Source organism: Bacteroides sp. AM16-24 (assembly GCF_003471885.1).
Lineage (GTDB): Bacteria > Bacteroidota > Bacteroidia > Bacteroidales > Bacteroidaceae > Bacteroides.
Genome location: NZ_QRKI01000033.1, coordinates 1 through 15,969 on the forward strand (window position 1 = coordinate 1; position 15,969 = coordinate 15,969).

The 15,969-nt window shown below is 39.1% G+C and carries 9 protein-coding genes and 1 pseudogene; 7 read left to right on the forward strand and 3 right to left on the reverse strand.

What is annotated here, in order from left to right; genetic code table 11:
* The first annotated feature begins 49 nt into the window (after window positions 1-49).
* The 7 genes and pseudogenes from DW182_RS21620 (at window position 50) to DW182_RS21650 (ending at window position 13,134) form a co-directional block, all read left to right on the forward strand.
* Window positions 50-3,211, forward strand: a complete 3,162-nt coding sequence (locus DW182_RS21620; RefSeq protein WP_118296798.1) for a SusC/RagA family TonB-linked outer membrane protein — start codon at window positions 50-52, stop codon at window positions 3,209-3,211.
* A gap of 22 nt (window positions 3,212-3,233) precedes the next feature.
* The gene (locus DW182_RS21625) at window positions 3,234-4,832 is read left to right on the forward strand and encodes a RagB/SusD family nutrient uptake outer membrane protein (protein ID WP_118296800.1); all 1,599 of its coding nucleotides are present in this window, start codon (window positions 3,234-3,236) and stop codon (window positions 4,830-4,832) included.
* A gap of 23 nt (window positions 4,833-4,855) precedes the next feature.
* Window positions 4,856-5,785: a putative zinc-binding metallopeptidase gene (locus DW182_RS21630; RefSeq protein WP_115501977.1), complete on the forward strand. Its 930-nt coding sequence runs from the start codon at window positions 4,856-4,858 to the stop codon at window positions 5,783-5,785.
* Window positions 5,786-5,793: 8 nt separating this feature from the next.
* Entirely contained in the window at window positions 5,794-7,083 is a 1,290-nt protein-coding gene (locus DW182_RS21635) for a DUF4302 domain-containing protein (protein WP_118296802.1), read from the forward strand.
* Window positions 7,084-7,830: 747 nt separating this feature from the next.
* A pseudogene (locus DW182_RS21640) lies at window positions 7,831-10,740 on the forward strand (SusC/RagA family TonB-linked outer membrane protein); the annotation flags it as partial.
* 22 nt (window positions 10,741-10,762) lie between these two features.
* Window positions 10,763-12,301 carry a RagB/SusD family nutrient uptake outer membrane protein gene (locus DW182_RS21645; protein ID WP_117708024.1) on the forward strand — a complete coding sequence of 513 codons (1,539 nt, stop codon included), beginning with the start codon at window positions 10,763-10,765 and terminating at the stop codon, window positions 12,299-12,301.
* A gap of 23 nt (window positions 12,302-12,324) precedes the next feature.
* Entirely contained in the window at window positions 12,325-13,134 is an 810-nt protein-coding gene (locus DW182_RS21650; protein WP_118296806.1) for a hypothetical protein, read from the forward strand.
* A 215-nt stretch (window positions 13,135-13,349) separates the two neighbouring features.
* On the opposite strand, the gene DW182_RS21660 is transcribed toward DW182_RS21650, so the two are convergent.
* The 3 genes from DW182_RS21660 to DW182_RS21670 all read right to left on the reverse strand — a co-directional run bounded on the left by DW182_RS21660 (window position 13,350) and on the right by DW182_RS21670 (window position 15,758).
* Window positions 13,350-14,693, reverse strand: a complete 1,344-nt coding sequence (locus DW182_RS21660) for an ATP-binding protein (RefSeq protein WP_117708026.1) — start codon at window positions 14,691-14,693, stop codon at window positions 13,350-13,352.
* Between the two features lie 313 nt (window positions 14,694-15,006).
* Complete coding sequence (locus DW182_RS21665; protein WP_117708027.1) at window positions 15,007-15,465, reverse strand: DUF4143 domain-containing protein; 459 nt, start codon at window positions 15,463-15,465, stop codon at window positions 15,007-15,009.
* The gene (locus DW182_RS21670; RefSeq protein WP_118296808.1) at window positions 15,462-15,758 is read right to left on the reverse strand and encodes an ATP-binding protein; all 297 of its coding nucleotides are present in this window, start codon (window positions 15,756-15,758) and stop codon (window positions 15,462-15,464) included. The genes DW182_RS21665 and DW182_RS21670 overlap by 4 nt, the downstream gene beginning before the upstream one ends.
* Window positions 15,759-15,969 lie beyond the last annotated feature (211 nt).

Sequence of the window (15,969 nt, forward strand, 5' to 3'; positions counted from 1 at the left end):
CTTATATATCAATATATTATAAATTGTTGATACTAAAATTGAAGTTCTAATCATACATACAAACCGCTGTTTATCAAATACATATCATGCGCATAGTTCTGCGAAGACATTGCAAATTTCTTACATTGGTATGAAAACAGAAGAAGTAAGTATCAAGCCACGCTTAAAAGTTACGATGAAAATCGACAGCGAAATGCTTCAGGAAGTTGTGGTTACTGGTATGCAGCGTATGGACAAACGTCTCTTTACTGGTGCTACATCAAAATTATCTGCCGATGACGTAAAATTAGACGGCCTGCCTGAAATAAGCCGTGCACTGGAAGGTCGTGCTGCTGGTGTATCCGTTCAGAATGTCTCCGGTACATTTGGTACAGCTCCTAAGATCCGCGTACGTGGAGCTACTTCTATTTATGGTAGTTCTAAGCCGCTGTGGGTAGTAGATGGGGTTATTATGGAGGATGTTACCGAGGTTAGTGCTGATGATTTGTCATCCGGTGACGCAGTTACGCTGATTAGCTCAGCCATTTCAGGATTGAATGCGGATGATATTGAAAGTTTCCAGATTTTGAAAGATGGATCGGCCACTTCTATTTATGGTGCACGTGCAATGGCTGGTGTAATCGTTGTGACAACAAAGAAAGGTAAGGCCGGTTCCAACAAAATTAGTTATACCGGCGAATTTACGATGCGAATGAAGCCCAGTTATACCAATTTTAATATAATGAATTCACAAGAGCAGATGGGGGTATTCAAGGAGATGGCAAACGCCGGTTACTTAAACTTTTCGAATGTTTATCGTGCATCTGACAGTGGCGTCTATGGCAAAATGTATCATCTGATCAATGACTATACTTCAAATGGTGGATTTGGTTTGCCCAATACAACCAAGGCAATCAATGCCTATTTGCAACAAGCCGAGTACCGAAATACAGACTGGTTTGATTATCTGTTCAATAGCTCTGTTTCACAAAACCATGCAATCAGCATGTCAAGTGGTACGGAAAAAGCCTCTTATTACACATCACTTAGTGTCATGAACGATCCGGGATGGACCAAACAAAGCTCGGTTCAACGCTATACGGCCAATGTAAATGCCTTGTATAATATCTACAGCAATTTATCATTGAACCTGATAGGAAATGCTTCGTATCGTAAACAAAAAGCTCCCGGCACTTTAGGTTCAACACCTAATTATGTAACCGGAGAAGTATCACGCGATTTTGATATTAATCCATACTCATATGCATTAAATACCTCACGCACATTGGACGCTAATGAAACCTACGTCCGCAATTATGCTCCGTTCAACATTCTGCATGAACTTAAAAACAACTACATGGACTTAAATGTAGTTGATATGAAGTTTCAAGGAGAATTAAAATGGAAAATACTCAAAAATTTAGAAGCTTCTGCTCTGGGCGCTTATAAATATTCTACAACGACACAATCACACTATGTTAAAGATTATTCTAACCAGGCTTGGGCTTTTCGTGCAATGGATGATGCTACCATGCGTGATGCTAATCCCTGGTTGTATACCGATCCGGACAAAGTGAACTCTCTACCCGTCAGTGTATTACCGGTAGGCGGATTTTATCGTGAAACAAAATATGGAATGAATAGTTGGGATTTCCGTGGAACATTGAATTATAACGATGTATTTGCAGAAGATCATATTATCAACCTTTTCGGCGGTATGGAAGTGAATTCTATGGATCGCACGAAAACATGGTTTAATGGTGTAGGTATGCAGTATGAGATGGGCATGCTTCCTTCTTATGACTATCAGTACTTTAAGCAAGGCAATGAAGAGAACACAAATTATTATACTGTAGAAGAAAGCCGTTCACGTGAGGTGGCATTCTTCGCAACAGGTACTTATTCATATAGAGGACGATACACCGTTAATGGTACTATCCGCTATGAGGGTTCCAATAAGTTAGGTAAGAGTCGTTCTTCTCGTTGGTTGCCCACTTGGAATGTGTCTGGTGCCTGGAATGTACATGAAGAAGCATTCTTTGAAGATTTGCGACCGACATTATCAAACCTGACTTTAAAGGCATCTTATTCACTGACCGCAGACCGTGGTCCGGCAAACGTAACCAACTCTCGGGTAGTGATTAGTAGTTTTAATCCTTGGCGCCCATTTACTTCAGTGAAAGAATCGGGTTTACAGATTGACGACCTTGAGAATAGTGAACTTACTTATGAAAAGAAACACGAACTCAATATCGGTGCTGAGATTGGTTTTCTGGACAATCGCATCAATTTAGCAGCTGATTGGTATAAACGTGATAATTATGACTTGATTGGTGCTATTAACACAATGGGTATTGGTGGACAAGTGATGAAGTATGCCAATGTAGCAAGTATGAAATCGCATGGCATAGAGTTTACATTGTCTACACGCAATATTGTAACTAAGGATTTTAAATGGAATACAGACTTCATCTTCTCGCAAGCTAAAAATGAAGTAACGGATTTGGAAACTAACACCCGTATTCTGGATATGGTGATTGGTTCCGGTTTTACAATGAAAGGTTATCCCGTGCGTTCTCTGTTCTCTATTGACTTCCAAGGGTTGAACGAAGAGGGTCTTCCTACTTTTATTAATGAAAGTGGCACACTGACTGTGACAGATCTTAACTTCCAATCGCGCGTAAAAGACTATTTGGTATACGAAGGGCCTACAGATCCGACTATTACTGGTAGTTTTGGAAATACCTTTAGTTATAAAGGTTTTAAGCTGAATGTATTCATGACCTACTCATTTGGTAATGTTATCCGTCTGGATCCGGTTTTCAAAAACTGGTATTCTGACCTGGCAGCCATGCCCAAAGAATTCAAGAACCGTTGGACGCAGTCGGGCGATGAGAATACGACTAATATTCCTGTTATTGCGGACCGTCGTTTAAATCAAGAATATAATCATTTGAGTTATGCTTATAATGCTTACAACCGTTCTACTGCACGTGTGGCTAAAGGTGACTTCATTCGCATGAAAGAAATCTCATTATCATATGATTTTCCAAAATCCTGGATTGCACCATTAAAATTCAACAACTTATCACTTAAGCTTCAAGCAACCAACTTATTCTTGATTTATGCTGATAAGACGTTGAACGGACAAGACCCTGAATTCTTCAATACAGGAGGTGTGGCAGTCCCCGTACCACGCCAATTTACGCTAACCTTGAGATTAGGAATTTAACCATTAAAAAGAGAATAAAAATATGAAACATATATATATAGCGCTTATAGGAACTGCATTCTTGCTGGGTTCCTGCGATGATTTCCTCAATACGATGCCGGATAACCGTGCTGAAATTGACACGGAAGCAAAAGTAACATCTATACTTGTATCTGCTTATCCAAACAAGACCCCTGTCCTCATGATGGAATATAGTAGTGACAATGTAGTGGATCACGGGCCTCAGTATTCAGTCAATTATAAGGATCAAGAGGAAATCTATTTGTGGTCAGATATCACGAGTGATGGTAATGATGATCCACGTTACATGTGGCAAACTCATTATAGCGCCATAGCAGCTGCCAATCAAGCTATACAGGCAATATATGATTTGGGTGATCCCGCCAGTCTGGCTCCTCAAAAGGCGGAAGCTTTGATGTGCCGTGCTTATGCCCACTTTGTATTAGCAAATGTCTTCTGTTTACCTTATAACCCGGAAACGGCAGATAAGGATATGGGAATTCCCTATTCTGAAAAGCCGGAAACTCAAGTAATTGTGAAATATGAAAGAGGAACCATGGCAGAACTTTACGAAAAAATCAATGCGGACATAGAAGCTGCTTTGCCATATATCAGTGATGATGTTTACACTGTCCCTAAATATCATTTTAATAAAAAAGCTGCTTATGCTTTTGCAACACGCTTTAACTTATTCTATGTAAAACCTGATAAGTCAAACTATCAGAAGGTAGTGGAATACGCAACGCAAGTATTAGGAAGCAATCCGGATAGGGCATTGCGTCAAATGACCAATTACATTCCACTTGGAGCAGGTGACGTGACAAATGCCTACGTGCAGGCAAGTGAAAACTGCAACCTTTTAATTATTCCGGCATATTCAGCTGCTGGGCGAATCGGTTCCGGAAGTGGGCCACGTTACAATCATGGGCGGGAAATAACCACTTATGAGACTTATTGGGCCAAAGGTCCATGGGGTTCTTCAGGTTCCAGCAGTTTCTTGATTCTGGGTAGAAAACTTTATGGTTCGAATCAGACTATACGCTTCCCGAAGTTGGATGAATTCTGGGAGTATACAGACAAAACATCCGGCACAGGTTTTGCGCATATTGTATTTGTTCCATTTACAACAAATGAAACATTGCTTTGTCGTGCAGAGGCTTATACATTTTTGGAGAAATATGAGGAAGCTGCTGCCGATTTAAATAGTTGGCAAGTTACAAATTGCCTTTCTTCGTATGTTGATGATGATGGCATGACTCATACTCTGCAAACATTGACTCGTGAAAGCATCAATAAATTCTGGAATGATATTAAATATTGCCCTATACCATCTATGGCTGATGGGGGGAGTGATCGTACTATCAAAAAAGAACTTCACCCTCAGGGATTTGCTGTAGCATCAGGTGAGCAAGAGAATTTTATTCAATGTGTATTGCACATGCGCCGTATTGAGACAATGCATGATGGACAACGCTGGTGTGACATTAAACGCTATGGCATAGAAGTAGCGCACAACCGTTATGGATTGGCTACAGATATATTGAAAGTCGGTGATCTGCGTCGTGCCATCCAGTTGCCTTCGGATGTTATTGATGCCGGTTTGGCTGCTAACCCAAGATAATAACCTTTAAAAATGAAATGATTATGAAATATATAAAACTATTTTTATTGATTACATTCACTTTGTGCTTAGGGGCTTGCAGTGAAGATGATCTTGACTCAAAGAGTATTTTTGATACGGAAGAGCCGAAAATGAATGAATTCGACAATTGGCTGATGAAGAACTATGTAACGCCCTATAATATCAGTTTTAATTATAGATATGATGATAAGGAATCGAACATGGAGTTTAATCTGGTTCCTGCAGACTATGATAAGTCTATAGCTCTGGCCAAAATGATGAAATATGTATGGATTGATGTTTATAAGGAAGTAGCCGGTGATGAATTCGTCAAAATGTATTGTCCACGAGTGATGCAGCTGTTTGGTTCTCCGGCGTACTATCCTAACACTGGTAGTATTGTGATGGGTACTGCCGAAGGAGGAATAAAGGTGACACTGTATAATGTGAACGTTATTGATATTGAGCATCCGTATATTGATATCGATAGCCCATTCCCTGATAAGAGTGGCAGTACAACAGACTTGAATTATTGGTTTTTCCAAACAATGCACCATGAGTTTACCCACATTTTGCAGCAGAAGAAAAACTATGATACAGACTTCAATTTGATCTCTGCCGGTAATTATAGAGCTACGGACTGGATTAACTTGAAAGATCCTGATGCTCCTAAATCCGGTTTTGTATCAGGATATGCTAGCAAGGAAGCAAATGAAGATTTTGCAGAAATTCTTTCTGTTTACATAACTCGCACAGAAGCTGCTTGGCAAAAGTTATTAGCAGCCGGAGTTGTTGGTGAAGATGAATCTGGTAAGCAGGCCATCCTTGATAAATTGGAAATTATAAGAGAATATTTAAAAGGTAGTTGGCAAATAGATATTGATGAGTTGCGTAAAGTCGTTACCCGTCGCTCTGCAGAAGTAGCTACTCTTGATTTAACAACACTTAATTAGAAAGTAATATGAAAAAAATATTTAATTTATTATTTATATCGCTTGCCGTCGCTCTTTATTCATCCTGCACACCAGAAGAGGAAAATTTATTTAATGATTCTTCTGCCAATCGTATTGAAGCGACACTAAAGGCTGATAAAGAGGTATTGACAAGTGCCAAGAATGGTTGGTTGATGGAGTACTATCCTTCCGCAAACCTAACTTATGGAGGTTATAATATATTAGTTTCATTTGCAGAAGATGGTACAGTACAAGTAGCAAGTGACATATATGATGCTGGAGCAAAGGTTGCCAGTACGTACGTATTAAAGCAAAGTGCTGGTCCGGTATTGAGTTTTGACACCCACAATGAAATAATGCACTTTTTCTCAGATCCGCATAATCCCGGAGGAATAGGCAGTGATGGAAAAGGTATGGAAGGAGACTTTGAGTTTACTATTATGGAGGCCACTAAAGATAAGGTGATACTAAAAGGAAAGAAGAATCTTACCAAAATCATAATGACTCCATTGGCTGAAACAGTTGCATGGAAAGATTTCTTGCAAGGTGTTCAGGATGCAGATGAAGTGTTTTCTCAATTCATAGCTTATAAATATACAGAGGGTGATTTTAAAGCGGATGTTACAGTTTCATATAGAAACCTTGCAATTACTTATACGGAAGGTGATAATGATGTTACAGTAGAAGCGCCATACATTATAACGACTGAAGGAAATATTAAATTCCGTGAGCCGGTGGTTTTGAATGGAAAGTCAATTGAGGAATTGAAATATCAGCCTGATGAAAAGTATGGTACCTTTTCTCCAACAAATGGTGTAAATGCCCTCTTTACTCCAACTTTCCCACTTAATTATCTTTTGCTCAACAACGACTGGTATTTTGCAATGAGTGGATTAGGAGATCCTCAAGCAATTGCTAGGTGGAATGCTATCAAAACTCAGGTAATGCCGGCATTAGGGGTTCCTTTGGATTATGCATTATTTACACCATATGATGCAACAACTACCGCTTTTTATTGGAGTTGTGGTGGTACAGTAGGATTCTTACTTTTCAATAACAAAACTGCGGGCGACAATCAAGTGAATTTTACATTTGCTTCCAGAGGTAATAATTTTGGTGTCACTTTATGGAATGATTATAATTGGAGCTATATGGTTTATCCATTTAATGGAAAGACTTTCACTTTGTCTGCCGATAGTGACGAAAATCCTACTGTAATAACAATGACAGATAATTCTAATTCTAAAAATACAATCAAATTATATAAAGAGGAAATATTAGATCCACTCAATAAGTAGAGTCTTCTACTTTATAAGTATATTTGGGTATGTTTACCCAAAGTGTTTTAATTAAAGTGTTTTTAAGAAGGTGCCTGTGAAGGTGCCTTCTTTTTGGGTACACCAGCATGAGCGTACACTATAGGAGTACAAGTCTCGAATGAACCCTAATAGTGGGGATCCAATAACAGGGGGGCATAGTGATGTACTGATAAAGATCTATATAGTTCTTGATGTCTACAAAGCCTACTAGCTCTTTGTTTATAAAAATAATATTCGCTTCCGGCATCTTTTATTATATCTGTGTCTACTTTTTGAGGTACAACTAATGATTGAATATGTAATGAAGATAAATCTGAGACTTTTAAAAAGGTAAGTTTTTTGATCTTAAGATTGTTTTATTGATAAATAATCTATACGTAAAATGCGAAGAATACTTTTATAGGATGTTCTTCGCATTTTTGTATAGATATATTGTGGATGCAAGTAAATTATCTTGCATAAAATGACAATATAGTAACTTGAGACTAATTATAAATGCCTCAGAAATAGAATAGTTAATAGGTATGCATTTGTTAATCAGCTGATTATATCTTGTTACAGTGCAATATTGGGTAGATCGTTATATAAGTATGAATGTAATGAGTGGATATATATGCATCTAATTATCAGCGTAATATATAAATATACCTTTCCTAATAGAGAGTTCCTGTCAAGTATATATATCGTTGATGTACAGTATGTTATTTAAGTGGTAGTTCTGCGAAAACATTGCAAATTTCGTATATTGGTATGCAGACTCAAGAGATTGCAATAAAGTCCAATGTAAGAGTACTTCTAAAAGCAGATTCTGAAATGCTTGACGAAGTCATTGTGGTAGCTTATGGAACAGCGAAAAAATCGTCCTTTACAGGCTCTGTTTCAAATGTGAGTGGTGATAAAATAGCTAAAATGCAGACTTCTAATGTGTCCAAGTCTTTAGAAGGAGCAATGGCCGGTGTGCAAATCTCTCAAAGCAGTGGTCAGCCAGGTTCTTCAGCTGACATTTATGTTCGTGGTATCGGTTCTATTTCTGCAAACCGCAAAGCGCTGATTGTTGTTGATGGTGTTCCTTATGAAGGAAATCTGAATCAGATAGCTCCGGGTGACATTGAATCTATGACAGTATTAAAAGATGCCGCAGCGAATTCTTTGTATGGTGCACGTGGGGCTAATGGTGTAGTTCTGATAACAACTAAACGAGGTAAAAATGGTAAGGTAAAAGTTACGTTTGAGAATCGTACAGGTGTAAACATGCGTGGTGTACCCAGCTATGATGTATTGACGAATGAGGGGGAATATTACGAACTCTACTGGGAAGCTATGCGTAACAATGCTTATGCTTCAGGACAATCTTATTTGGCAGCTGGACAATATGCATCAGCTGACTTAGTCAGTACGCTGGGGGGATATAATAGCTATAATGTGGCAGATGCAGAATTAATAGATCCGATTACAGGGCGTCTGAATGCGAATGCCAAACTGAAGTACCATGATAATTGGCTGGATGAAGCTTTTAGACCAGCTATGCGCCAAGAGAATGCGATTTCTTTAAGCGGTGGTACGGATAAAACCAGCTATTATGCGTCTATTGGTTACCTATATGATAATGCTTATACTGTGAATTCGAATATGGATCGTATTAACGCACGCGTAAAAGTGGATCAAGAGGTTAATGATTGGTTCAAGGCTGGTTTTAACTTAGCTTATAGTAATGTAAAAACAAACTCTCCGAATGTAGGCAGTAGTTCTTATTCATCCATTTTCTTTTTCGGGCAGCAAGTTGCTCCTATCTATCCTGTATATATGTACGATAAGGATGGTAACAAAGTATATGACGCAAGCGGAAACGTACGCTATGATTATGGTACTGAAATGGGGAAACGTCCTATTGGAGCCAATGTTCATCCTATCGACCAACAGCTGAATAATATATATAAAGGGACAGTAGATGTTATCAATGCAAAAGCTTATGCAGATTTCACTTTTCTGACTGATTTCAAGCTAACAATTAATGCAAGTATTGATAACTTTAATACACGTACAGTAAGTTTTCAAACGCCTATCGGTGGTGACGCCTTGAATGTAAATGGGCGCGGCACCACAGAAATGGAGCGTTATTATGTATTGAATGCCAATCAGTTATTAAATTGGGCACATACTTATAAAGGTGTGCACAATGTAGAAGTGTTGTTAGGGCATGAAACCAAACAAGATCGTGTAGAAAACGTGTGGGCAAGGAAAGAAAACTTTTTAGTGCCTAGTAATCCGGAGTTGGATAATGCCGCTAAATTGTCTGATGCAAGTTCTTCTGCTGCAGAATATGCTTTGGAAGGTTTTTTTGGTCAAGTGAAATATAACTATGATGAAAAATACTATTTCTCTGCAAGTTATCGTCGTGACGCTTCTTCTCGTTTTCATCCGGATAATCGTTGGGGAGACTTTTGGTCAGTAGGTGCTTCTTGGCGTGTGAACAAGGAAGATTTTATGGCTGCCGCCACTTGGATAGAAGACTTGAAGCTGAAAGCCAGTTTTGGTACTCAAGGAAATGATAATATTGTAAACAACCAGCCATATAAAGATCAATATAAGGTGGTTAGTAATGACGGAGCCATTGGCATTCAGTATACATTTCGTGGTAATAAGGATATCACATGGGAGAAGAGTAATAACTTCAATGCTGGTGTAGAATTCAATCTTTGGGGCAAACTTTCCGGTAATATTGAGTATTTCAGAAAAACGACTTGGGACTTGCTCTACAGCAAACCTCTTCCTCCCTCTCAAGGTATGCCAGCCAATATTTATGAAAACTCAATGCGTATGCGTAACCAGGGTGTTGAAATTGAGTTGAATTACGACATATTCAGAAGAAACAATTTCAAGTGGAATGTTGCACTGAATGCGACCTACTACAAGAATGAATTGTTGGAACTTCCGTCTGACCGTCCACAAGAAGGTTGGGCTACAGGTAAGTATTATCGTAAAGTTGGCAAACCATTATTTAGTTACTATGATTATAAATTTGCCGGTGTAGATCCTGATAATGGTGATGCTCTTTATTGGGCGGATGAAAAAGATGAGGCAGGCAATGTTATTGGCCGGAAAACCGTAAACAAGACAAGCTTAGCCACTCGTTATGAACTGGACAAATCTCCGATTCCAGACCTGTATGGTGGTTTCTCTACTTACTTGGAATTCATCGGCTTTGATTTGTCCGCTAATTTTGCATATCAAATTGGCGGTTGGGTATATGATAGCTTGTACAGTGGATTTATGGGTGCCGGTAGTGCTGGAACGAACTGGCATAAAGACATTCTAAATCGCTGGACTCCGGAGAATCGCTATACAGATATACCTCGTTTGCAAGAAAACTCTTTAGACCAAGGAGTTAGTGGTGATCGTAGCTTAACTAAGGCTTCTTATTTAAGTTTGCGTAGCATGACATTTGGTTATTCTCTGCCGAAGCGTTGGATCAGCAAAGCTAAAATTGAAAAACTACGTTTTTATGTAGTAGGTGATAACCTTTTCTTGCTCTCGGCACGTAAGGGATTTGACCCACGTCAGAGTATTACCGGAGATACTGACTATAATTATTCAGCCATGCGTACAGTATCATTTGGCATCAATCTTGAATTTTAATAATTGACTAAACTGAATATATATGAAAATTACTAAGATAATACTATTTTCTGCAATTGTCGGCATAGTGTTGACTGGTTGTGGTGACGCATTCTTCGATACGGAGAATGCAGGAGTTGCCAGTAAAGAAGAAATTGATGAGATTGGTTCTTCCAGTCCGGATGCGCTTATCAAAGTAGTGGAACCCTTAATGCTGGGATTGAACAATTACACGGCTCAATATAACACTTCTGGAAAAGCAACCAGCGATAATCCGATGCATGGTGATTTTGGATTGATGTCCATTTACCATTTGGGAGATGTAATGAACGAAGACCTTGCATTCGAAGTCGCTGGCAGCGGATGGTTCACGTATGACTATCAATTAGACTATTGGAGTGAACAATATGTTCGTCCTTATTTCTATTGGAACTTTTTCTATTCGATAATTGGAAAGGCTAATGACATTATCTCTAAAATCAGTGAGAGCGTAACTGATTCTAATCTGAAAGCTTATCGGGGCGAAGCACTGGTTTATCGCGCGTTTGCTCATGCTTATTTGGCACAAATGTATCAACAGACCTATATTGGCAATGAAGATGCTCCAGGTGTCCCCATTGTATTGACTCCTGAAGAAGCCGAGTCAGCTGTTGCCGGTCGTGCGCCCCTGCGCCAAGTGTATGAACAGATAGAGAAAGACTTCAAGGCTGGTATGCAGGCGCTTCAAGGTTGGAAACGTCCTAACAAAACAATGATTGACGAACAGGTTGCTGCCGGGTTATACTCACGTATCTGCTTGGTCACTAACAATTGGGATGATGCTATTACTTATGCCCGCAAGGCTCGTGCCGGCTATAGTGTATATACACCGAGCGAATTGATTGCTGATGCTGCATTCAACAACATCAATGCGAAAGAGTGGATATGGGGAGCCGATATTACAGCTGAAACAACTTCGAAGTTTGCTTCTTTCTTTTCATTTATGTGTTCTTATGATGCTGGTTATGGTGGTGATGCAGGGCAATACCGCAAAATCGACGCACGTTTATATGACTCAATGAATGCCTCCGATTCCAGAAAACTTCTTTTCAAGCATTCCAGCACTGGTGTAGAATATACTGCGCAAGAGCAGAAATTTGCAGAATATACAAATATAAAGTTCAAGAAAGTAGCTAACTGGGAAGCTGATTATGTGTATATGCGCGTATCAGAAATGATTCTGAATGAAGCAGAAGCATTAGCGCACAAGGGTGATAATATAGGGGCTGCAACGGTGCTAAAGGAGTTGATGTCGCAAAGAGATCCATCGTGGAATCTAAACTCTGTGACAGTAGATGATGTATATCATCAACGTCGTTTGGAATTATGGGGTGAAGGCTTCTCTTTATTCGATCATTTACGCCTGAAAAAAGGCATTGATCGTAACTACGCTGGATCTAACCACTTAAAGAGCGCACGCTATACGATTGATGCCGGAAGTTGGTATTTCCTTTATCAAATTCCTTTGCAAGAGTTGGATAACAGTGATGCTATTACGGCTAATGAGCAAAACCCGGCTCCTACAGAAAGTAAATTCAAGTAATCTGATATAAAATTGAAGAATATATGAAGAAATTAAATATAATAGTATTTCTAGTATGCGCTCTGATAAATACTGCATGCGAGAATGATGATACACTCAATGACACCAGAGTTCCTGATATTACAGCACCGTCTGTTTCATTGAGTAGCGTTACCGTCAATAAATATGATGCAACTTTTGTGATAAATGTGAGTGAAACAGGGAATCCTGCCATCAGAGAGTATGGGGTTTTAGTAAGTTCGGAAGCGCAGCCTACTTCTACTAATTCTACCGTTTTAGTTGCCAATGGCAGTGAAACTTCAGCTAATTTAGTTGCCAGTTTTGCTCCGGGTGCAACCTATTATGCATGTGCCTATGCGTTGACCGCCAATAAGTTTATAACTTCCGAGGTAAAACAATTTGAAACTGCTTCCCATAGATTGAGTGCATTTTTGGGAAGTAAAACGTTGTCTGGTTATAACCTGCTTAACGAGGGAACCGCTTCTATCAGTGTAACAATCACCCCAGATCCGGATGACGCTGATGAAAAGACTGCATACCTTAGTGGCCTAAGTTCTGATGCTGGTGTGCAGTTGCAATTAGCAGATGTCAAACTAATATTTGATTTGGAAGCAGGTACAGTAACTATTCCTGATGGACAAATTGTTGCTGAATCTAAATACGGCAATTATCGCTATGTAGCTATAAACCAGAGTGGGGAACCGACTGTAGGCGATATAGTTGGGGTTATAGAAAGTGGTAATATACAGTTTGACGCGTTAGCTGCAATGATTGTTGCGGGTGGAAATGCTGGACTTTTCCACTGGGCCTATGGAGATATAACTATTAAATAATCAAATAGATTCACCGGTAAATGCATAGTGTGCATTTACCGGATGATCCCTTCCATCCTGCATTTCATCCATAGTGGCTACATCTTTAGAATAGTTGTCCAGAATTTCTAGGAGATTGCCGAACTCCTGCTAAAACCTCATTATAATATTTTTCTTCAATTTCAAATATTTTCATTCCTTGAGTTTCCGCCTGTTGTATCTTGTTAACAAAAAAACTAAGCCTCAATATTCCGCAGTATTTGCTCGATGTTGCATATAAGATAGAAAGGTAAATTGATAAGTCTGAATAACTTCCTTTTGTGGATAGTGTAAACCTCATCCACCGAAAAGGGCCCGGACCATACTCGAACTGCGATATCAAGAGGAGAGTCATCCATAAAAGAATGTAATGACCGCAATGATGAATTATTCCCGGTCTTGACCTCTATGGGGTAAACTTTAGAATCAAGAAGATAAATGAAGTCAACTTCGGCAGCAGACTCTTTCCTATCCCGAGCCCAAAAACTCCTGCGTTGACTGACTTTATAGTTCAACGCAAGTAATTCTTGTGCCACAATGTGTTCTCCAATGTGGCCACGCCAAATGTCGAGTATGTCTTTCGCCCCAATTATTTCTTTTCGAATGCCAGCCGCATAATTCACGAGACCTGTATCGAGCCAAATTAATTTAGGAGAACGCCGTATTTGTGGCATAACGGGAACCATCACGGATGTAGTGGGGTATACAAGTTCCAGAAGCATAGCCTTTTCAAGTAGTCGGAAAGCGTCTCCTACTTCAACCGACTTGTATTGGGAATCCATGAAATTACCCAACGTAATAGACGAACCGGCTTGGCGCCATCCCATCTCTAGGATAAAGCGCACCACGTCTTGTAGCTTATTCTGAAAAACATATTTCTCCACATCATCGCGATATGCTTGCAGGAGTGTTTCGTATATATCGTCCATTGCCAGCAAATCTCCCTTATCGGCATATCTCTGCACTATTTCAGGCATACCGCCTATGATAGTATATTGGTTGAAAAGTGACATCAATTCGCTATGAATGGTTACGGTAAATTCCGGATGTTCCATAATCTGAAATAAATGAGATTTACCTACAGCTGAGATGAACTCACGGAATGAACATGGGCGCAATGCCATGTATTCCACACGCCCAACAGGAAATGACGATTTCATATCCACAGCAGTTTCAAGCAGGGAACCTGCGGCTATAACGTGTAGTTCCGGATGTTCTTCATAAAAGTACCTCAATAAGGAAATAGTCTTAGGTGAATTTTGTATTTCATCTATGAATAGAAGGGTACTTCCATCCCGTCTGACCTGCTGTCTTGTAGCAAATAGCATTCTGATTTTATCTGTTAAGGGCATATTAAACTCGAACACATTGCGGGTATTCTCATCTTCCAGATTGAAATAGAGATAATTATCAAAACTTCTACCTAATTCATTGACCACAGTCGTTTTTCCCACTTGACGTGCCCCCCGAAGGATAAGCGGCTTACGATACTCACTGTCTTTCCATTCCTGCAGTTTTGCTAATATTTCTCTTTGTATCATACTGATTATTCTTTAGTCCATTTCATTGTAACATACTTTGCTGACCTTACAGAAGGTTTTCAAACTAAATACAAAGATAGCATAAAAATATATTCGGAGGATGATTTTGGGATAAATTACACAAAATCGGAGGATAAGCAATAGAAAAGTGATCAAAATCAGAGGATGTCAGAAAACTAAATACGATAAAACATCAATTGTAATTGAAACTTTTACCGTATTTACAAAGTTTGCATATTATAGCTATTTATAAATATTATTAATTATCACAACAAAAAAACAATCTCTCTTACACAAAGAGATACACCCTATATTAAAGATGTAACCATTTCCATGCCAACAGAACATGTATCATTTTATCTCCGTACTTCATCTCTTCTTCATGGCTATTGGTGATTATTGTTCCTTCCAAAAGCTGGTATGTATCCATAGCATCCTGAATGCCGCGGATTTCCCTCTCACGGATATCGGAACTACCCAATAAGCAGCAAGCCTGAATTGCCTGCACGACACGAAAACCATCACGAACTACAAAATTGCACTCGGCATTCCCTGAATTATGATAAAAAATTTCTCCACCTCGGCGACGTAATTCTATGTAAACCATATTTTCCAACAAGCGCCCTTCTTCACCTGAAAAATGGAAGCCCAAACGGGGCACTAAGGCATTGTCTATTGCATAAACTTTTTGGGGATTATGGAGCTGTGCCCTAACAGAATAATCGAGTTTAGATAAAGAGAAGAGCAAATATGTATTTTCAATATACTTCAAATAGTTTCTTTACTGTCGTGGGATTTTTTCACTCCAATCACTTTTGCCAATGAAGTATAAGTTAATAGTTTACCTATATTGCTGACGGTATAATAGACCAACTCTTTTATTTCACGCTCATTTACAAACTGGTTGCGAACCATAACGTCCTTATACAGAATGTTATCATACAATGTTTTCAGAACAATACCATCTTCAGACCTTAAATAAATAGGAAATCCACCCTGTTTTAAATAATCGTTAAAAGCCGATTGTATTTCTCCACGCGCAATTGTGCCGGATATATCACCCAATAAATGTTGCTGTTCACGAAAATTTAAGAAGTCAGAAAATGAAAAAGGATAGAGCTCGATCGCAATATAGCATTCTGGTCAGGTAGGTTCCCTGCTCCTTACTTAGCATACGGGCATTGGAACCTGCTATAAAAACTTTTTTCCTGAATTATACAATCGCTTGGCAAGAAAGACTTTTGGTCAATTATGATATCCTTTAAAAGTTGTTTCA